At 70.6% G+C, this 20225-nt stretch carries 17 protein-coding genes; 13 read left to right on the top strand and 4 right to left on the bottom strand.

Features of this window, described 5'->3' with window-relative positions:
- A partial coding sequence (locus ABEA33_RS22095; RefSeq protein WP_345529217.1) for a DUF4082 domain-containing protein occupies positions 1 to 767 on the bottom strand: 767 nt, incomplete at its 3' end.
- A 165-nt stretch (positions 768 to 932) separates the two neighbouring features.
- On the opposite strand from ABEA33_RS22095, the gene ABEA33_RS22100 reads away from it, so the two are divergent.
- Positions 933 to 2258, top strand: a complete 1326-nt coding sequence (locus ABEA33_RS22100) for a glycosyltransferase family 4 protein (protein ID WP_345529218.1) — start codon at positions 933 to 935, stop codon at positions 2256 to 2258.
- A gap of 103 nt (positions 2259 to 2361) precedes the next feature.
- Here the strand turns inward: ABEA33_RS22100 and ABEA33_RS22105 are convergent, their stop codons facing one another.
- Genes ABEA33_RS22105 through ABEA33_RS22115 form a run of 3 tightly spaced genes read right to left on the bottom strand, consistent with a single transcriptional unit; the run spans position 2362 to position 5339 of the window.
- On the bottom strand, positions 2362 to 3381 hold the full coding sequence (locus tag ABEA33_RS22105; protein WP_345529219.1) for a TolB-like translocation protein: 1020 nt from the start codon (positions 3379 to 3381) through the stop codon (positions 2362 to 2364).
- Positions 3378 to 4622 carry an MFS transporter gene (locus ABEA33_RS22110; RefSeq protein WP_345529220.1) on the bottom strand — a complete coding sequence of 415 codons (1245 nt, stop codon included), beginning with the start codon at positions 4620 to 4622 and terminating at the stop codon, positions 3378 to 3380. Before ABEA33_RS22110 ends, ABEA33_RS22105 begins: the two co-directional genes overlap by 4 nt.
- Before the next feature lie 6 nt (positions 4623 to 4628).
- Complete coding sequence (locus tag ABEA33_RS22115; protein WP_345529221.1) at positions 4629 to 5339, bottom strand: hypothetical protein; 711 nt, start codon at positions 5337 to 5339, stop codon at positions 4629 to 4631.
- Between the two features lie 320 nt (positions 5340 to 5659).
- On the opposite strand from ABEA33_RS22115, the gene pstC (ABEA33_RS22120) reads away from it, so the two are divergent.
- The 12 genes from pstC (ABEA33_RS22120) to pstC (ABEA33_RS22175) all read left to right on the top strand — a co-directional run bounded on the left by pstC (ABEA33_RS22120) (position 5660) and on the right by pstC (ABEA33_RS22175) (position 20225).
- Positions 5660 to 6709: a phosphate ABC transporter permease subunit PstC gene (pstC, locus tag ABEA33_RS22120; protein ID WP_345529222.1), complete on the top strand. Its 1050-nt coding sequence runs from the start codon at positions 5660 to 5662 to the stop codon at positions 6707 to 6709.
- The gene (pstA, locus tag ABEA33_RS22125) at positions 6706 to 7821 is read left to right on the top strand and encodes a phosphate ABC transporter permease PstA (RefSeq protein ID WP_345529223.1); all 1116 of its coding nucleotides are present in this window, start codon (positions 6706 to 6708) and stop codon (positions 7819 to 7821) included. The genes pstC (ABEA33_RS22120) and pstA overlap by 4 nt, the downstream gene beginning before the upstream one ends.
- Positions 7818 to 9518 (top strand): substrate-binding domain-containing protein, encoded by a 1701-nt coding sequence (locus ABEA33_RS22130; protein ID WP_345529224.1) that lies wholly within the window; start codon positions 7818 to 7820, stop codon positions 9516 to 9518. Before pstA ends, ABEA33_RS22130 begins: the two co-directional genes overlap by 4 nt.
- The gene (locus ABEA33_RS22135) at positions 9515 to 12373 is read left to right on the top strand and encodes a hypothetical protein (RefSeq protein ID WP_345529225.1); all 2859 of its coding nucleotides are present in this window, start codon (positions 9515 to 9517) and stop codon (positions 12371 to 12373) included. The genes ABEA33_RS22130 and ABEA33_RS22135 overlap by 4 nt, the downstream gene beginning before the upstream one ends.
- A complete protein-coding gene (locus tag ABEA33_RS22140) occupies positions 12370 to 13290 on the top strand; it encodes a class E sortase (protein ID WP_345529226.1) in 921 nt (306 codons plus the stop codon). Before ABEA33_RS22135 ends, ABEA33_RS22140 begins: the two co-directional genes overlap by 4 nt.
- Before the next feature lie 124 nt (positions 13291 to 13414).
- Positions 13415 to 14743 (top strand): substrate-binding domain-containing protein, encoded by a 1329-nt coding sequence (locus tag ABEA33_RS22145; RefSeq protein WP_345529227.1) that lies wholly within the window; start codon positions 13415 to 13417, stop codon positions 14741 to 14743.
- A gap of 34 nt (positions 14744 to 14777) precedes the next feature.
- Entirely contained in the window at positions 14778 to 15383 is a 606-nt protein-coding gene (locus tag ABEA33_RS22150) for a hypothetical protein (RefSeq protein ID WP_345529228.1), read from the top strand.
- Between the two features lie 49 nt (positions 15384 to 15432).
- On the top strand, positions 15433 to 16668 hold the full coding sequence (locus ABEA33_RS22155; protein ID WP_345529229.1) for an Ig-like domain-containing protein: 1236 nt from the start codon (positions 15433 to 15435) through the stop codon (positions 16666 to 16668).
- A gap of 119 nt (positions 16669 to 16787) precedes the next feature.
- On the top strand, positions 16788 to 17660 hold the full coding sequence (locus ABEA33_RS22160) for a phosphate ABC transporter ATP-binding protein (protein ID WP_345529231.1): 873 nt from the start codon (positions 16788 to 16790) through the stop codon (positions 17658 to 17660).
- 131 nt (positions 17661 to 17791) lie between these two features.
- Entirely contained in the window at positions 17792 to 18190 is a 399-nt protein-coding gene (locus ABEA33_RS22165; RefSeq protein WP_345529232.1) for a VOC family protein, read from the top strand.
- Between the two features lie 18 nt (positions 18191 to 18208).
- The gene (locus ABEA33_RS22170; protein ID WP_345529233.1) at positions 18209 to 18976 is read left to right on the top strand and encodes a sulfite exporter TauE/SafE family protein; all 768 of its coding nucleotides are present in this window, start codon (positions 18209 to 18211) and stop codon (positions 18974 to 18976) included.
- A 235-nt stretch (positions 18977 to 19211) separates the two neighbouring features.
- Entirely contained in the window at positions 19212 to 20225 is a 1014-nt protein-coding gene (gene pstC / locus ABEA33_RS22175; RefSeq protein WP_345529234.1) for a phosphate ABC transporter permease subunit PstC, read from the top strand.

A 20225-nucleotide genomic window follows, 5' to 3' on the forward strand; every position in this document is an offset into this window, starting at 1 on the left:
GGGTCGGTCGGGGTCGGGTCGGTCGGGGTCGGGTCGGTGGGGGTGGGGTCGGTGGGTGTCGGGTCCGTCGGCCCGGTCGGCCCCGGATCGGTGGGCGTCGGGTCGGTGGGGGTGGGGTCGGTCGGGTCCGTCGGGCTCGGCGTGGGCTCGACGCCGCCCGCGACGAAGTTCACGTCGACCCAGTAGTTGGACTGGCGGTAGGTCTGGAACGGGAACCGTGAGGCGGACCCGTAGGCGTAGACGCCGTTGCGGTAGCCGGGCGCGCGCAGGTCCTGGGACTCGATGGTGCGGTCGAAGTAGCCCTCGGTCACGGCGTAGCGGCCGTGCGGGGCGTGCACCGAGATCGTGTAGGTCTGGCCGGCCGTCAGCTCGACCGGGTCCTCGAAGTCCACCGACAGCCAGCCGGTCTCGTCCGTCTCCTCGAAGGTCGCTCGCGCCAGGGCACGACCGCGGCTGCTCCACAGCGTGCCGCTGTCCGGCGTCGCCAGGGTGCTGCGCGAGATCTTGTAGACCCGGGTTCCGGTGGCGAGGCCGTCGACCTTGGGTGCGAACCGCATGCCGAGCTCGACCGCCTGGAGGTCGGGATCGAGCCACGCGCCGTCCGGCGCCGCCTCCTCGAAGAGCCCGCGGGTGTCGGCCTGCGCGGGTTGCTGAAGGGTCACGACTGCGAGCACCGAGGCGATCAGGCCGAGGAGTGCGATCAGCGGGAGGGCAACGCGGCGGAGCCGCCGGCGTACGGGTGGACGTCGGTGGGAGGGGGTCGTCATCGGGGGGTCACCTAGCGGTCGATGGCATGGCTCGCACACCGAGAGTCGGCGGCGGGCCGGTCCTGCTTCACCATGCCAGGGGACGGCGCTGCTGGCTGTCCCAAGAATTGGGGAACTTGAACCGGTGCGCCGAAGCCCGTCCGCTCGGTGTCACAGCGTGGGGGCATGGTCGACAAAGCGCATGTGCTCGTGATCGTGCAGAACCTGCCGGTGCCGTTGGACCGCCGGGTCTGGCTGGAGTGCCTGGCCCTCAAGGGCGCCGGCTACGACGTCAGCGTCATCTGTCCGAAGGGCCCGGGAGACCCGTCTCGCGCGGTCATCGAGGGCGTGCACGTGTACAAGTACCGGCCGGCGCCGCAGGCGAGCGGTGTGCTGGGCTACCTGTGGGAGTTCGGCTACTCCTGGCTGCGCACGGCCCGGCTGTCGCGCCGGGTGTGGCGCCGACAACCGTTCCAGGTGCTCCAGGCCTGCAACCCGCCGGACACCTACTGGGCGCTCGCCCGGATCTGGAAGCGCCGCGGCGTGCAGTTCGTCTTCGACCAGCACGACCTCAACCCGGAGCTCTTCCTCTCGCGCTTCGGCGAGCCGGAGGGCCGCGCCGGTCGTCTCCAGTTGTGGGGGCTGCGCTGGCTCGAGCGTCGTACGTACGCCGAGGCCGACCACGTGATCTCCACCAACGAGTCGTACAAGCGGATCGCGGTGGAGCGCGGTGGGCTGGACCCGGCGCAGGTGACCGTGGTCCGGAGCGGACCAGACACCACCGTGATGCGCCCGGTACACCCGGCTCCGGGCACTCCCTGCCCGCGGCGTCACTCCCTCGTCTACCTCGGCATCATGGGCCCCCAGGACGGCGTCGACACCGTGCTCGACGTGATGGCCGAGCTGGTCCACCGGCGCGGACGCACCGACGTCCAAGCGACGCTGCTCGGGTTCGGCGACTGCTTCCGCGACCTGCAGCGCAGGTCCCACGACCTCGGCCTCGACGATGTCGTCACCTTCACCGGCCGCGCCGGCCCAGAGATGATCGCCGAGCACCTGAGTGCGGCCGCGATCGGGCTGTGCCCGGACCACAAGACGCCGCTCAACGACGTGTCGACGATGAACAAGACGATGGAGTACATGGCGTACGCCCTGCCGTCGGTCTCCTTCGACCTCCGCGAGACCCAGGTCTCCGGCGGAGACTCCTGCCTCTACGTACCGTCCGGCGACGTCGTGGCGTTCTCCGACGCCGTCGAGCGGCTGCTCGACGATCCCGAGCTCCGGGTCGAGCTGGCCCGGCGGGCCCGACGCCGGGTCTCCCTCGCGCTCGACTGGAAGCCTCAGTCCACGGCGTACGTCGGCGTGTACGACGGGCTGCTGCGGGCCGACACCCGCGACGACGTCGCTGCCCCGGCTGAGCTGCGCTACGTCGACCTCAGCCAGGACGGCGAGCTGCGATCGTTCGTGCTCTCCCGGGGGCCGGTCGCCACCCGTCACGCCGCGACCGGCTGAGCGCCTCGGCCCGCCGTACGACGTCGAGAGACCCGAAACGGTCCCGAATCGGCCGCTCCGAGAAGGGCCATTTCGGGTGTCTCGACGGGGGGAGTGGTACGGGTCAGCGGACGACCGCGGGCGACCAGGCCTGCTCGATGAGCAGCCGGGGCTTCGCGTCGGCGCGGGTGTCGAGCTGCCAGACGTCCGTGACGCCGGCCTCGTCGTCGCGGGCGAGCCCGTAGAGCAGGGTGTCGCCGTCGAGCCACTCGACCTGGTCGTCGACGTTGCGGGTCTCGCCGGCCAGGACGGTGCGCTCACCGGTCGCGAGGTCGAGCACCGCCGGCGTCCACCAGGTCTGGCCGTCGCGATCGGTCGCCTGCTTGAAGCCGATCCGCCTGCCGTCGGGGGAGAGGGACGGGCACTCGACGTGGTCGGCCACGGACGTGAGCGTGCGCGCGGCGAGGTCGCCACGGACCAGGTAGGTCTCCCCCCCGGTGCCGACCGTGGCGTAGAAGGTGTTGTCGTCGTCGGTGAACGTGACCCCCCAGATGTTGCGGTCCCGGGGCGCGGTCGGCTTGCCGTGCAGCACGAGGTCGAACTTCTCGAGGTTGCCGTGGCTGCTGCCGCCGACGTCGCGGATCTCGGTGGCCGTGGAGAAGCCGACCTGCATGTAGGTGTGGCCGCTCACGAACGTCGTCGACGAGACCAGGGTCCCGTCGGGCGAGAGGCGGGTGCGGCTGGGGATCCCGGGCAGCGACACCTTCTCGACGGGCTGCCAGTCGGCGTCGTACTCCGTGAGCGAGTACTTGGTGACCACGCCCCTCTCGATCCGCAGGCACGAGGCTTCGTCGGCGGTCGCGTCGACGCGGTCGCAGGCGACGTCCGTGAACGCCCGCGGGCCGCCGGGGTCGTCGAGGGGGACCGTGGCCACGAGGCCGTAGCTCTCGTCGACGCCGGTGTGCCGGAAGACGATCCGCGGACCGGTGGCGGCGAGCGCGGGGTCGTCGTCGATCGCCACTGACGGGGGACGGTCGTGCTTGCGCTGGTAGTCGCTGGCCGAGGTGACGACGTACGCCGTCACACCGCCCACGACGACGAAGACGACCGTCAGGAAGAGAGCGATGCGGGCCCGCTGGCTCACGCGGCGGCTCCGGATCGCAGGTCGAGCCGGCGCACGGCGGACAGTGCGAACGGCAGGGCGACGAGCAGGACGAGGGCGACCACCACCAGCGCGACCTGGGGCCCGAACAAGAACCACAGCACGCCGAACCCCGCCGACGAGGCCATCCGGGCGAGGGCCACGACGGTCTGCGCCGACGCGATCCCGCTGGCCCGCACCTCGGGCGGCACCAGTCGACCGGCGAGCGCGGCGATGACGCCGTCGGTGGCGGCGTAGAACGTGCCGAGGAGGAGCAGGGCGATGACGGTCGACGCCGCGATGTTCCACGAGAAGGCGACGGCGGCGTACGCCGCGATCAGGGCACCGTGGCCCCAGATCAGCACCTTCGCCCGGCCCACCCGGTCGGCGAGCCGGCCGATCGGGATGGCGAGGGACAGGTAGGCGATGTTGGTCCCGACGTAGAGGAGCGGGAACCAGTGCGCCGCGAATCCGCCGCGGTCGAGGAGGGCGAGGTAGATGAAGCCGTCGCCGACCGTGAGCAGGCCGAGCGCACCGGCCACGACGAGGAGGCGGACCAGACCCGGAGTGGCGACGTCGCGCCACCGGATCGAGGGGCGCGCCGGCCGCTGCTCGGCCGACGGGCGGTCGGGCACCAGCAGGCCGAGCAGGGCCACCCCGAGGACCGCGAAGCCGAGCGAGATCACCATGACGGTCAGGTAGCCGTCGGGGATCCACCAGAGCACGACGAAGGCGATGACCGGCCCGATCGCGGCGCCGGCCGTGTCCAGCGCGCGGTGGACACCGAAGGCGTACCCGAGGCTGTCGGCCGGGGCGGCCGCGGAGATCATGGCGTCACGCGGTGCGGTCCGCAGACCCTTGCCGATCCGGTCCGCCGAGATGACCGCCGAGATCGCCGCGAGCCCCGTGCTGAAGAGCAGGAAGAAGCGGGCGACGGCCGACAGGCCGTAGCCGAGGAGGGCCACCCACTTGGGGTGCCCGCCGCGGTCAGCGGCCCAGCCGCCGCCGATCCGGACGAGCGCGCTGACTCCCTGGTAGAGGGCGTCGATGAAGCCGTACGAGATCGCGGAGAGGCCGAGCGACGCCGTCAGGTAGAGCGGCAGGATCGCCGCGACCGACTCCGAGGAGATGTCGGTGACGAGGCTCACGAAGCCGAGCGTGATGACGATCGGCGGCACCCGGCGCCGCCGTCCGTCCGGCGCGCGCCGCGAGGTGGTGGGTCGGTCGCTGAGGGTGATGTACACGGGGTCTCAGGCCTTGCCGGTGACGAACGTGGCCTGCACCGAGTAGGTCTGCGCGCGGCCCGGGTCGACGGTGACGACGACCCGGTTGTCGCCGCGAGTGAACGCCGCGGCGCTGGCGCCGCCGACCGCGGCGACGGCCTGCTCGGCGAACCCGGCTCGCGCCAGGCGAGCCCGGTAGAACCGCAGCACCCCCGCAGGGGCCTGGTCGCGGCGCGCCACCAGCGCGAGCTGGACCTGGCCGGTCGACGGCGAGAGGCTGCTGGTGAGGATGGTCGCACGCGGGGCGGCGGGCAGCAACGAGCTGGGATAGCCCGGCACCAGGCGCCCGCGCGCCGCCACGGCCCGGGTCGACAGTCCGTCCCAGGACGGAAGAGGTGCGACGGTCGGCTTGGTCGTCACACCGGGCAGGCCGGACGGCGTGACGCCCGGCGTCTCGGGGAGCGTCTCGACGCCACCGAGACCGCCACCCGTGGAAGCGGACCCGTCCGCGGACGGGCGCTTGTCCGTGGTCCCCGGCCGGCTCGTCGCGCTGTCGCTCGCGGGGCCGGCCGGGGCGCTCGGGGTGCCGGCCTCGTGCGGACCGACCGAGGAGGAGAGGGGGGAGGGGCCCGACGTGACCGACGGCCCGCTCAGCGCGAGGCCGGCCACCACCCCTGCCGTGACCGCCGCGGCCGCCACCACGGAGACGGACGCGATGATCCTGCGTCGGTTCTGCAACGGTCAGCTCCCGGCACTACGGAAGGACCCCCCTGGTCCCCCACTCCGGCTCCGAGCCTGCGCGCCCGGTCCCGGGCGGATCAGGCTTCCGAGGGCCACGTGCCCAAGATTGGGGATGGCCGAGCGGGGTCTCGGCGGCGCCGGCACGGGTAACGGTCTAGACCTCTCTGCCCGTCCGTCGGTGAGTTCCTCGTTCGATCTTCTAATGTGCTTATAGTCCAGTAATCTTCTCGGGATTCATGGCTATGGGTGCAACCGTCGCCTGAAACTGCGTCGCCTCCGGGCGACGACCATGTCGCTTCATCTTGAGAAGGATGCACATGTCAGGTGATGTGCTGGCGCCACCCCCGGCGTCGGGACCGGCCATCGAGTCGGAGGAGCCCGAGGACGTCCCACGTCGTCTCGTCGTGCGGCACTCGTTCCAGGACCGACTGTTCGTGCACAGCGTGCGCGGCGTCGGGATGCTCGTGCTCGTCATCGTCAGTTGCATCGGTGTCTTCCTCGGGGTCCAGTCGGTTCCGACCCTGGACCACTACGGCTGGTCGTTCTTCACCGAGTTCCGGTGGCTGCCGAGCCAGGACATCATCGGCATCTCCGCGGTCGTCGTCGGGACGATCGAGGTGGCACTGCTCGCCCTGGTCATCGCGGTGCCGCTGTCAGTGCTCACCGCGCTCTTCATCACCGACTGGGCGCCGCCGGGACTGCGGGCGACCCTGATCCGCGTGGTCGACCTGATGGCGGCGGTTCCGGGCATCGTGTTCGGTCTGTGGGTGCTGTTCGTGATCCAGCCGCACGCCACCGAGGTCGCGCACTGGCTCAGCAAGTACTTCGGCTGGTTCCCGCTCTTCCACGTCCGCACCGACGTCGACTACCCGATCTGGAACCAGGCGCCCGGCTACCCGTCGTACGCCGGTTCGGCGTTCATCGCCGCGATCGCGGTCACGATGATGATCTTCCCGATGGCTACCTCCGTGATGCGCGAGGTCTTCTCGCAGGCACCGGTGGGTGAGAAGGAGGCCGCGCTCGCTCTCGGCGCCACGCGCTGGGCCGTTGTCCGCACGGTCGTGCTGCCCTTCGGCCGCAGCGGCATCATCGGCGGCAGCATGCTCGCCCTCGGCCGCGCGCTCGGCGAGACGATCTCGGTGGTCCTGGTGATCTCCCAGGCCTTCGAGATCAAGCCGTACGTGCTGGAGTCGGGCACCTCGACGATCTCCTCGCTCATCGCCTCCAGCTTCAAGGAGGCGACTCCGTCGCAGCTCTCGGCGCTGCTCACCGCGGGCTTCCTGCTGTTCTGCATGACGCTGATCGTCAACAGCCTGGCGGCGATGATCGTCACCCGGTCGCGGGGAAGTCAGGTGACCGAGCTGTGACGCAGACGCTCGAGCGCCCGACCGACGACGTGCTCCCCGCGGAGGTGCCGGTCGAGGCCGCCCCGGTCGAGGAGGTGCTGCGGCGTACCAGCTCCCGCACCCGTGAGGACCTGCTGACGCTGGTCGGTGCCGCGGTGGGCTCCGTCGCCACGACCTGGCTCTTCTACACGATGATCCTCCCGGCCGAGGGGTCGATCGGTTTCGTCGTGGCCTGGTACCTCGCCTTCGTCGCCTTCTACGCCGGGCTGACCGCGTTGACCCAGCCGCGCCAGGTGGTGCTCGACCGCGTCGTCACCACGGCCGTGGTCGCCGCTCCGACGCTGGTCGCGTTCGCGCTGGGCACGGTCGTCCTGATGACGCTGGTCAAGGGGCTCCCCGCCCTGGCCAACCTCAACTTCTTCACCGACGACATGTCCGGCGTCCGGGCCGAGGACCCGTTCACCATGGGCGGCATCCTGCACGCGATCGTCGGAACCCTGATCGAGGTCATGATCGCGGTCGCGATCGCGATGCCGCTCGGGGTGGCGGCCGCCGTCTACATGTCGGAGGTCGGTGGACGCGGTGGCCGGTTGGTGCGCACCGTGGTGGAGGCGATGACGGCGCTGCCCTCGATCGTGGCCGGCCTGTTCATCTACTCGGTCTTCATCGTCCGGTTCGGCATGCCGGCCAGCGGCCTGGCCGCCGCCCTCGCGCTGGCCGTGATGGCGCTGCCGATCATGGCGCGGGCGAGCTACGTCGTGCTCGGCGTCGTGCCCGGTGGCCTGCGGGAGGCGTCGTACGCCATGGGTGCCGGGAAGTGGCAGACCGTCTGGAAGGTCGTGCTCCCGACCGCCCGGCCCGGCCTGGCGACCGCGCTGATCCTCGGCGTCGCCCGTGCCGTGGGCGAGACGGCACCGGTGCTCCTGACCTCCGGCGCGTCGACGTTCCTCAACACCAACCCGGTGCAGGACCCGATGAACTCGCTGCCGCTCTTCATCTACGCCTCGATCCAGTCCGGCAACCCCCAGATGGAGGAGCGGGCGTACGCCGCCTCCGCGGTCCTGCTCATCCTCGTGCTCTCTCTGTTTCTCCTCGCCCGGCTGGTCGCCGGTGGAAGAAGGAAGTTCCGATGATCGTCTCCAGGACCCGGGTGTTCCGGGTCATCGCGATCCTGCTGGCGATGAACTTCGCCGTCCTCGCCGGCCCCGGGGGTGCGAGCGCAGCGCCCACCTACGCCCTGGTCCAGGGGTCCGGGTCGTCGTGGGCCGCCAACGCCGTCAACCAGTGGGTCGCCACCGTCGCGGCGTCGAACATGCGGGTCGTCTACACCGCCAACGGCGCCGCCCAGGGGCGCAAGGACTACGCGAACAAGTCGACCGACTTCGGCGTCACGGACTCGCCGTACCGGGGCAAGGACCCGACGACGGGTGCGACCGACTCTCCGCTGGGACGCTCCTTCGCCTACCTGCCGATCGTCTCCGGTGGCACCTCGTTCCCGTACCACGTCGAGGTGGGCGGGAAGATGGTCCGCAACCTCCGGCTGTCGGGTGAGACGATCGCGAAGATCTTCACCAACAAGATCACCAACTGGAACGACCCCGCGATCACCGCCGACAACAACGGGGTGGCCCTGCCGTCGATCCCGATCATCCCGATCGTGCGCGCCGACGGCGCCGGCATCACCAACCAGTTCACGACCTGGATGGTCAGCCAGTACCCGAGCCTGTGGCAGGAGTGCAACGGCGGCAAGCTCGCGCCGTCCGACTACTTCCCGCTCAACTGCGGAGAGACCCGCGGGCCGCAGAAGGCACAGTCCGGATCCGACGGCGTCATGAACTACGTCAAGAGTGAGGGGGCCAACGGGGCGATCGCGATGGAGGAGTACTCCTACCCCCTGGGCGCGAACTTCCCGGTGCTGAAGGTGCTCAACAAGGCCGGCTACTACACGCTGCCCACGCAGTACAACGTGGCGGTCGCGCTGACCCAGGCGCAGATCAACGACGACCCCAACGACCCCAACTATCTGACCCAGAAGCTCGACAACGTCTACGTCAACCCCGACAAGCGCACCTACCCGCTGTCGTCGTACGTCTACGCGATCATCCCGACCGCCGCCAACGACTCGCGGATGACCACCGCCAAGCGGCAGACGATCGTCGACTTCCTGAAGTACTCGATCTGCGAGGGGCAGTCAGCGGTCGGCCCGATCGGCTACTCGCCGCTGCCGATCAACCTCGTGCAGGCGGGGTTCGCCCAGGTCAACAAGCTCAAGCTGGCCGACGACGGGGTGTCCTTCGACGCGTCGATCATCCAGGACGTCAAGAACTGCCACAACCCGACCTTCATCCCCGGCAAGCCGTCGGAGAACTACCTGGCCAAGATCGCGCCGTTCCCGGCCGACTGCGACCGCCCCGGCAAGGGCCCGTGCGGCGAGACCGTGGGCTCCTTCAACGAGAACCCGGACGACGACGGCAAGGTCCCGGCCAACCCGGACGCCACAGGTGGGGGCAAGAAGGGTGACAAGGGCACCGGCACGGTCGACGGTGGGACGGGCGGCACCCCGACCGGGGCGACCGACGCCGACGGGGACGGTGTCCCGGACGCCCCGACCGGTGCGGATCCCGGAGTGGTCGACGACCTCGGCCTTGGCGGCGGCACGACGACCGACGGTGGTGAGACCGCATCCGTCGTGGCCACGACGCTCAGCTCCGACGGCTCGGCCGGCCCGCCGGGTGTCCTGACAGCCCTGGTGGTCGGCCTGTTCGTCGGCACGCTCGTCGTGCCGACCGTGGTCAGCCAGACCGTCTCGCGGCGACGAGGCCGCCGATGACCCATGCGATGACCCATGCGATGACCCATGCGATGACCCCGTCGAGGTCGGGGCGCCGCACGCAGATCGCTCACGTGCTGTTCGCTGCCGCGTTCCTCTTCGCGGCGGTGGCAGTACTCCTGCCCGCGTCCCCGACGTCGGCACGGGCGACCAACGGGTCGTTCACGGGCTCGGTCACGGCCACCCGGTCGTTCATCGACCAGTTCGGCACCGAGACCCAGGTCAGCAGCAACCAGGTCACGCTCAACGTGGCGCAGACCAAGGATCTCCGCGGCCGCCAGGAGATCCACGTCAGCTGGGACGGCGCCGTCCCGACCGGCGGCGTCGTCGGCGACCCGAACTCCTCCGACGGCCGCAACCAGGAGTACCCCTTCGTCCTGCTGCAGTGCCGCGGTGTCGGCGGGACCGTGCCGAAGGGCCAGGTCGCCGTCACGCCCGAGACGTGCTGGACCCAGACGTCGGCGGAGCGCTATCTGGCAGCGGCGTCGCACACGCCGTCGTGGCGCATGGATGCCTACGCATCGGCCGACGACCGGGCCGCAGTCGTGGGCGCGCCCGACCCGGTGCCGGCCGAGTGTGCGGAGATCAGCCAGCCGTTGACCGCTCGCTGGCTGCCCTTCCGGGCTGCCGGTGGCGAGGTCTACTACGGCGGACCCGACCCCAACGTCGGCTGCACCCCGCTGGCGCCGGAGTCCGACAGCGCCGAGGCCGGTGGTCTGCCGAGCAACGCGACGTACGGCATCACCGGCACCAACGGCCACGGCGAGGCCGACTTCGCCGTGTGGACCGCCGCCGAGAACGCGTCACTGGGCTGCTCGATCGAGGTCTCCTGCTCCCTGGTCGCGGTGCCGATCGTCGGCGTCAGCTGCGACGCCTGGGGCACCAAGCTGTCGGCGCCGCAGACTACGAAGGACGACAACCCGCTGACGGAGTCGCAGCTGACGACTGCCGACACCACCTGCCGCAAGACGGGCGCCTACCAGCCCGGCGAGTCGCGGTCGAGCCAGACGACCGACCAGGCCGTCCGCGGCAACCTGTGGTGGTCCGCCTCGAACTGGCGCAACCGGATCACCGTCCCGCTGACCTTCGCGGCCACCGGCGCGGTGTGCGACGCCATCAGCAAGGAGTCGCCGGTCGAGCTGATGGGCTCGGTCGTGCTCAACGAGCTCACCGCGTCGTGGCGGCCCGAGTTCTGCACGTCCAAGGACCTGTTCACCTTCACCCACGTCCAGCAGGCCGACTCGCTGGCACGCACCCTGGTGAACGCGGGCGAGATCGATGGTGCGTTCAGCTCGGCGCCGATGCCCGGAGGCTACGCCCGACCCGTGGTGCAGGCGCCGATCGCCTTCGGTGGCTTCGCGATCGCCTTCTCCATCGACGACAAGGACAAGCAGCGACGGGAGAGCCTCAACCTCAACGCCCGCCTCGTCGCGAAGCTGCTCACCTCGTCGTACCCGGCTGCCGCGGTCGTGCGGGACAATCACCCCGGCATGGGTGGGAATCCCCTCAACATCACCTTGGATCCCGAGTTCCAGGCGCTCAACCCCGGCATCCCGGAGAGCTCGACCCTCGAGGCGGCTGCCGCGCTGCAGGTCTTCTCAGCCAACTCCGACCTGATCTGGGCGCTGACCTCGTGGATCGACGGCGACCCGGAGGCCCGGGCATTCCTGGACGGCACCCCCGACCCGTGGGGGATGAAGGTCAACGAGTCCTACCGCGCCCTCGACCTCCCGGTCGACAACTGGCCGCTGCGTGACGACTGGCTGGCGCCGCAGTGGTACCAGAACGAGAACGCCTGCTACAAGAACAGCCCGACCCCGTTCATGCAGCTGATCGCGAACCCGCCGAGCAACGTCGGCACGGTCGCGCTCAACATGCAGTACGCGAACTCCTCCGTGTCCACGGTGTGCCGCTTCGACGGCTACGACCAGACGACCCTCCCGCTGCGGCAGCAGGGGCGCCAGACCGTCGGCTACCGGTTCGTCCTCGGGGTCGTCTCGCTCTCTGCCGCGCGCCGCTACAACCTGCGCACCGCCGCTCTGCAGACGAACTCCGCATCGGTGGCGGGGCAGACCTACGCCGTCGCGGGCCGCACGTTCGTGGGACCCGACAACGCCGGTCTACAGGCCGCGGCGAAGCTGATGAAGGCCGACAAGGCGGCCGCGACCTGGAGCCTGGACTACCCGAGGATCAGCGCTCCTGAGGGCAGGAGTGCCTATCCGGGTGCCATGCCGATCTATGCGGTGGTGCCGACCCAGGGGCTGGACGAGAAGCTGTCCACCGAGCTGGCCAAGCTGCTCTGCTACGCCAGTGGCGACGGCCAGGTCTCGGGGCTGGCCAACGGGCAGCTGCCGCCGGGCTACCTGCCGCTGACCGCGGACAACGGCCTCGGCGCCGAGCACGACTACCTGCTGACCGCGGCGGCCGCCGTACGCAAGCAGGGCGGTGACGTGCCGGCTCTCGACATGACCCCGCCCGCGGCCGACCAGGTCTGCGACTTCAGTGCGCCGGCGACGCCCAAGCCGACGCCGACGAAGCCGGGGAGCCCCAAGCCGACCACGCCCGGTCCGGGAGTCTCCCCGGTCGTGCCGGCCGGGTCGGTGCCGCCGGTCACGACGCCGTCGAAGAAGCCGTCCGGCTCGGCCACGCCGCCGGTCACCGACGCGCCCACGGCACTCACCGCCGGGCAGCAGTCGGAGTTCGGCCGGCTCGGGGTCCCGGGGCTGCTGGTGTTCGCCATCGCCTGTGCGCTGGCCGGATGTTTGATGCGCTGGTTCGACCACATCTCCAAGGCGGTCACGTCCGCAGGGCCGAAGGCGCGCACGGCAGCGCGACGCGGGCGGAGACGTCGATGACCGCCCTGTACGCCGGCCCCCCGACCGTGCTCCACACCGGGACGGTTGACGCGTCACCGCCTCCGGGAGCCGGTGAGCGGGAGCCGGTGCGCATCGGCTCCTCGCAGGTGCTGCTCGCCGTCGCGCTCCTGGTGGCCTGGTTCCTGCTCTACCTGTTCGTGTTCAGCGGGATCGAGCAGGGACACGCGCAGAGCGAGCTCTACGAGGAGATCCGGACCGAGCTCGCGGAGGGCACGGCTCCCACGGGTGCCCCGATCGCGGCCGGCAGCCCGGTCGCGGTGCTGTCGATCCCCGGCGCCGGCATCGACGACATCGTCGTCGTCGAGGGCAGCCGCCCGGCCCAGCTGCAGGACGGTCCCGGGCACGTGCTCGGCAGCGTGCTGCCGGGCCAGCGCGGCGTCAGCGTGATCGCCGGTCGATCGCTGAGCTTCGGCGGTCCGTTCGCCGACATCGCGGACCTGCCGTACGGCGCACCGATCACGGTGACGACCGGCCAGGGGTCGTTCGCCTACGAGGTGGTCAGCGTCCGCACGAAGGGCGACCCGATGCCGGCGGCGCCACCCGCCGACGGTGCGCGGCTGACGCTCGTGACCTCGCAGCGCGGCTCCGGGATGGCGGGGCTGCAGGCGGCGCAGAGCCTGTACGTCGACGCCGTGCTCACCGACGGTGCGGTCGCGGGCGGGCCGGTGGCCACCAAGGACGTCGGCGTGCCGCTGATGTCCGGCGGGTTGGACACGGCGACGCTGGCGCTGCTCGCCCTGTCGCTCCAGCTGCTGGTGCTCGCGCTCGTCGGCTTCGTGTGGTCGTGGCTGAAGTGGTCGCGGTCCGCGGCCTGGATCGCCCTCGGGCCCTGCGTGCTCGCCGCGCTCTGGCTGGTGTCGTCCATCGGGACCCGGCTGCTGCCGGGGCTGATCTGAGCCTGGAGGCGCCGGCCGAAGAGCTCACGGTCTCAGTTTCCGGAATCCGCTGCGGCGAGTCGGCGAGGCCTCTAGATTTCCTTTAACCATTATCTCGGGTGAGTTACTAAAGAAAGGCATGTTCATGCTCGATCGACCCAAGTCCGTGGGGGCGGCGTTCGTCGCGCTCGCGACCGCCAGCACGCTCGCTCTGTCGCTGACCCCGGCCGAGGCGGACTTCTCGCCGCAGCCGAACGACGTGGTGTCGACCGGGTCCGACATCATCCAGAACTCCTTCAACTTCCTCGCGGACGGCTACCACGAGCTGCCCGGCTACAACACGGCCGGCAACCGGTGGCGGTTCGTCAACTTCGACTCGTCCGGCGACGCCCAGGGCCGCAGCGCGTTCACCGACCCGCGGCTGCTCGCGGGCCAGTGGATCGACAAGTTCGGTGAGACCATCACCGATCAGGAGTACAAGGACCTCAGCGACGCCGACAAGGATCTGGCGACGAAGTACATCAAGCAGGGCGACGTCAAGCTGCTAAACCCGACGATCTCCCTCCGTGCGGGCCAGGACCTCGTCGTCCGCCCGTCGGGCGGCGGCGGTGGCGGCCGCGACGCCATCATCAACGACGACCAGGGCTGGATCGACGTCGGCCGCAGCCCCGATCCGCTCAACGAGACCAATCAGAACACCGCGCAGACCAACCTCGGCAGCAAGCTGATCCGGGTCCAGATCGCCACCGACCGTCAGCTGATCGCCACGGCGGAGGACACCAATGCGCCGGCGACGATCTCGGCGTCGGACATCCTCAAGATCTACAGCGGCACGATCACCACGTGGAGCCAGGTCACCGGCTACTCCGGCTCCGCCGGCGCCGAGAAGATCATCCCGCTGATCCTCCCGACCGACGCCGGCATGTGGAACACCTTCCTCGCCAACGTCAAGCGCCAGAACCCGGGCAACTCCGGGTTCACCGGCCGCGCCAACCCGAACCAGATCCAGGTCCAGCAGAACGACCCCACCGCGATCACCAGCCTGCCTGCGGCTGACCGCAAGAACGCGATCGTGCCGTTCCCCCGGGGCCGCTTCCGGACGCTCAACACCGGCTACTACACCGCCACGGGCACGACCAACGCCTACAACACGGAGAACGGGCACCGCACCGCCACGAGCGCTGCCGGCATCAAGCTCCTCGACGGCGCGACCAACACGGACGTCAACCAGCCCAGCGCGCCGTACGGCGGCAACTTCGCCTACAACGCGATCGTGCGCGAGAAGGACCTCAACAGCACCACGCCGTGGCAGCCGGGCAGCACCTTGAACTGGGTCAAGGCCCTGTTCTACAACCCGGACGGTCCGAAGCCCTTCGTGCGCACCCCTGCCGGTGAGCAGCTGCTGACCGCGGCCGGCGTCACCCCCGACTACCACGTGTTCGGGACCAACAACGCCGAGATCGAGCTGGACTGAGTCCGGCAACGGGCCGACAGGAGACAGGCAGACCATGACCAGCACGCTCACCCGATCCCGGCGGCGGCCGATCGTCATCGCCGCCGTCGGCGGCGTCGCGATCGTGGCTGCGCTCGTCTTCTGGCGGGTCAACGGAGAAGGAGAGTCGACGGTGCCGTACGACGACGCGCAGTCGGCCGGGTTGCTCACCTTGTGCTCGGCCGACGGCGAGGCCGTCACCGGTGGCAAGGTCGACGACTCGCCGTTCGCCGACATCGTGCTGGGCCGGACGGCGCTGCCGTCGGACCTGGACCCGACCGGGGCGGTCGCCACGCTCTACGCGTACCAACCGCGCGAAGGTGTGGCGACCAGCGAGTTCAGCGGCAACGCCCTCACGGCGGCCGTCGGGTTCGCGGACCCGGACGAGCCGGCGGCGCGCGTCGATGAGGGAGCCTGGACGATCGGTGACTTCGTCACCGCCTTCCCGGCCGACTACGACGGCTACGTGCAGCTCCGGCTCGTCCTCGGCACCCCCGAGGCGGGCACCCTCTCGGACCAGCCCTACGACACCGCCGACCTCCGGGTCGACGGCGACGCCTGGGAGCTGGTCCGGGGTGGCACCGCGTCCTGCGCCGACGCCGAGTCCGCGCTCCTCCCATGACCCGACCGGCCGGTCGCGCGGTCACCCAGACCTCCCAAGGAGAGCAAGCATGAAGATGACCCCCAGGATCACACTGAAGAAGACGTGGGTAGCCGCGGTGGGCCTGGCCCTCGCGGTGTCCACGGCCGGCGGCGTCGCACTCGCCGCCGAGAACCCGAGCGGCTGGTACTCCGGCGGCAATGCGACGCTGGCCGACCCGGCCAAGACCAACGTGGCGCTCAAGCTCTACAACGCGGCCGGCGTCGAGGTCACCTCGGGCAGCACGACGACGCCACTGGCCGCGTTCGCCGCGGCCGACGGCGCCGTACGCAACGGTGACGCGTACGCGTCCCTGTTCGTGCACCTGCCGCAGTCGACCACCGCGCCGGGCGCCTGGCCTGGTGTGCAGGCGACCGGCACCGGCAAGTTCAGCGGCGCCGGCGCGGTCACCGCGCCGGCGACACTGAGCGGCAAGCCGTACGTCGCGACGACCGCCGCCGGCTACACGCTGGCCGACGTCGTCGCCGGCCTGCCCAACAACGAGGCCGGCGCGAGCTTCGCCGGCGTCTACGAGCTGCGACTGCGCACCAGCTCGCCGACCGCGGGGGTGAGCACCGAGTACGCCGCGGCGTACCTCAAGGTCTCGGGCACCAGCTGGACGCTCACGACCTCGCCGGTGCTGGGCGACAGCGTCGTCAAGACCGCGGTCGCGACCACGGTGGCGGTCACCTGGCCCTCGAAGCTCGCCTACGGCACGGCGTCCTCGGTGCCGGTGGCAGTGACCGCGGCCTCGGGAGCGGCCAAGCCCTCCGGGTCCGTCCGCCTGGTGTCCGCAGGGACGACCCTCGGCACGGCGAACCTATCGGCGGCCGGGACGGCGAGCTTCACGCTGTCGAAGACGGCGCTCGTGCCGGGCAGCCGTGCCCTGCAGGTCGTCTACGCCGGCGTGGCCAACGCGTTCTCGCCCTCGCAGTCGGCCGCGAAGACCATCGTCGTGGCCAAGGCGACTCCCGGTAGGCCGGCGTTCAAGGTGAAGAAGGCGCCCACCGCCAAGAAGGGGGGCACCGCCACCGTCACGGTCGCGACCCCCAGCGGTCTGGCCAAGGCCGGGGGGACCGCCCAGCTGGTGCTCAAGAAGGGCAAGACCACCAAGAAGGTCAAGGTGGCCGTCAAGGCCGGCAGTGGCAAGGTCAAGCTGCCCAAGCTGCCGAAGGGCACCTGGTCGGCGACGGTGACCTACGCGGGCGATGCCCACTACGCCTCGGCGAAGTCGAAGACCGTCAAGGTCAAGGTGAAGAAGAAGTAGCGGCTCGCCAGCGCGACAGCGTGGTGCCGGCGGCCCGCCGCCGGCACCACGCAGCACGGACCGCTCGGTTGCAGGGCGGTGGCAGGAGACCAGGGTGCGATGAGGGAAGCAGGGTGCAGATGAGTGACATGACCGAGGTGCTGCCGGTGGTCGACGCAGGCCCGGACCGCGCCACGCCCGAACCGGCGGCGGTCCCGCCGGTGCCGACGCCGTCGACGGCCGCCGGCCTGGAGGCAGAACGCGTCTCTGCCTGGTTCGGCAAGCGCAAGGTGCTCGACCGGGTCAGCATCGACATGCCCGCGGGGCAGGTGACGGCGCTGATCGGACCCTCGGGCTGCGGCAAGTCGACGTTCCTGCGGATCCTGAACCGGATGCACGAGCTGGTGCCCGGCGCCGCGCTGGCCGGCGAGGTGCGGCTGGACGGGCAGGACATCTACGCCGCCGAGCGCCGGCTGACCGACGCCCGCAAGGCGATCGGGATGGTCTTCCAGAAGCCCAATCCGTTCCCGGCCATGTCGATCCGCGACAACGTGCTGGCCGGCCTGCACCTCACCGGGGTGAAGGTCGCGAAGGCGGATCGGGACGCCCTCGTCGAGGAGTCTCTCACCCGCGCCGGGTTGTGGGTGGAGGTGCGCGACCGGCTCAAGCAGCCCGGCTCGGCGCTGTCGGGCGGCCAGCAGCAGCGGCTGTGCATCGCCCGCTCGCTGGCAGTGAAGCCGCGTGTGCTGCTGATGGACGAGCCCTGCTCGGCGCTCGATCCGACCTCGACCCGGGTGGTGGAGGAGACGATCACGGAGATCGCCCAGGACGTGACGATCGTGATCGTCACCCACAACATGCAGCAGGCGCACCGCGTGTCCGACCAGTGTGCGTTCTTCCTCGCGGCGCACGGGACGCCGGGCGTGATCGTGGAGCACGGCTCGACGGACTCGATCTTCGAGAACCCCCAAGACCAACGCACCTCCGACTATGTGAACGGCCGCTTCGGCTAGCGCCGACGTCGTTCTCCCCAGACCCACCGGGTGCACCCCCCGGTGGAGGGAGCGGGCCCGCCGGCGCCGACGGGCCCGCTTCCGACCTTTAACGTGTTGAACTCGGTCGGCGCGGCAGCGACGCTGGCGCCATGACCGCGTTCATCTCGCACACGACCATCGACTGCCTCAACGCCTACCAGCTGTCCGAGTGGTGGAAGCCGGTGCTCGGCTACGTCGACATCGACGGCGACCCGAACGAGGAGGGACACGAAGAGTGCATGATCCGCGACCCCGAGACCGGGCACCAGCTGCTCTTCATCGAGGTGCCCGATGCCAAGTCGGTGAAGAACCGGCTGCACCTCGACCTCCGTCCTCGCGCGGCCGACCGCGACGAGGAGCTCGAGACCCTGGTGAACCATGGCGCCACGATCGTCGCGGACCTGCGTGGGAAGTACGGCCCGGGCTCCGGCTGGGTGGTCCTCGCGGACCCCGAGGGCAACGAGTTCTGCATCCTGCGCTCCGAGGCGGAGCTCGCCGCGTCCCAGTGACCCTCGCCGGGGCCTGAGGTGGACCGGGACCTCGTCGCGCTCCTGGCCGGCTTCCTGGTGGCGGTGGTGACCACGCCGGTCGGCGTCTCCGGTGCGGTCTTCCTGCTGCCCGTCCAGATGTCGGTGCTCGGCGTCCCGAACCCGCAGCTCACCCCGACCAACCTGGTCTTCAACGTCGTCTCCGGACCGGGCGGGCTGCTCCGCTACGTCCGCCGCCGACAGCTCGACCGGGCGCTGGCGCTGCAGCTGATCGCCGGCTCGGCCCCGGGCATCGTCCTTGGCGCGCTGCTGCGGGTGTACGTCGTGGCCGATCCGGAGGTCTTCCGCCTCCTGGCCGTGGCCGTGCTCGTCCCGAGCGGCCTGCTGATCCTCAGGCCTCCGGCTCCGGGGTCGCTGCATCGCCGGATACGACCGCGCACGGTGGTCGGGCTCGCCTTCGCCGTCGGTACGGTGGGCGGGATCTACGGCATCGGCGGCGGCTCGGTGCTCGGCCCGATCCTGGTCGGGACCGGGATGGCCGTCTCCCGGGTGGCGCCGGCGGCGCTGGCGAGCACCTGGGTCACCTCGATCGTGGGCGTGGCGACGTACGCCGTCATCTCGTCGTACGCCGACGGTCCGATCGCCCCGGACTGGAGCCTCGGCCTCGCCGCCGGGATCGGCGGTCTCGTCGGTGGCTGGGTCGGTGCCTCCGTGCAACCGAGGATCTCCGAGGCGGGTCTGCGGCGACTGCTCGGCGTCCTGGCGCTGGTCCTCGCCGGCTGGTACCTCCTCCAGTCGTTCACCTGAGCGACGCCGTCCGGTGCGGTTCGTCTCGGCCGTTCCGAGGCCCGGATGGGTACGTCGGGCGGTCGAGCATGGCCCGTTCGGGCTAGGTGGAAACGCCGGGTCGGCGAAGTTGGCGAAAGCAGGCAGTGCTGTTCGCCCGTCGTTCACCCACGGAGGACCGTTCGTTTCGGTGCTCTCCTGACACTTCTGGCGTTTGCCCGCGCGCTCGATCGAGCGCCTCGCCAGAAAGAACCAGGTGACGACACTCCCGATCCAGGACGCGTCCGCCGCCGAGGCCGCACCGCGAAAGATCTCGCGCAAGGCCACCGGTGCGGACAAGGTGTTCGTGTCCTCCATCCGCGTCGTCGGATCCGTCGTCCTGGTCATCACCGGCGGGGTCGGCGTCTTCCTCGGTTGGCAGGCGCTGCCGACCCTGCGGCACTACGGGTTCGGCTTCTTCACCGAGTCGGCCTGGCAGCCCGAGGCCGACGTCCTCGGCATTGCCGCGGTGCTCACCGGGACCCTGATGGTCGCGCTGGTCGCCATGTCGATCGCCTTCCCGCTCGCACTGATCACCGCGCTCTACATCAGCGAGTACGCGCCGGCGCGGCTGCGCTCGCTCCTGGTCTCGCTGGTCGACCTGATGGCGGCCGTGCCCTCGATCATCTGGGGCCTCTGGGGCTCGTACCTGATCATGGAGCACGCGGCCGGCCTGGCGATGTGGCTGGACCGCAACCTCGGCTTCATCCCGTTCTTCGAGGTCAAGGACGCCGATCCGAACGCGGCCGTCCCGATGCTGTCGCGCTACAGCTTCAGCATGTTCGTGGCCGGCATCGCGGTCGCGATGATGGTGCTCCCGATGGCGTGCGCCGTGATGCGGCAGGTGTTCTCTCAGACGCCGCAGGGTGAGAAGGAGGCCGCGCTCGCCCTCGGCGCCACCCGCTGGGGCATGGTGCGCTCCGTCGTGATCCCGTTCGGACGCGGCGGCATCATCGGCGGCGCGATGCTCGGCCTGGGCCGGGCGCTCGGCGAGACCATCGCCGTGCTGCTGATCCTCTCGCCGTCGTTCGAGGTCAAGCCCCGCATCCTCGAGATCGGCGGCAACACCGTCTCCGCCCTGATCGCCGGCCGCTTCGGCGACGCCAGCTCCAGCCAGCTCTCCGCGCTGCTCGCCGCCGGCTTCGTGCTCTTCCTGATCACCCTCGTCGTCAACACGATCGCCGCCACGATCGTCAACAGAAGCCGCTCGGGCGCTGGGACGGACGCCTGA

The organism is Nocardioides endophyticus, assembly GCF_039543845.1.
Taxonomy (GTDB): Bacteria; Actinomycetota; Actinomycetes; order Propionibacteriales; family Nocardioidaceae; genus Nocardioides; species Nocardioides endophyticus.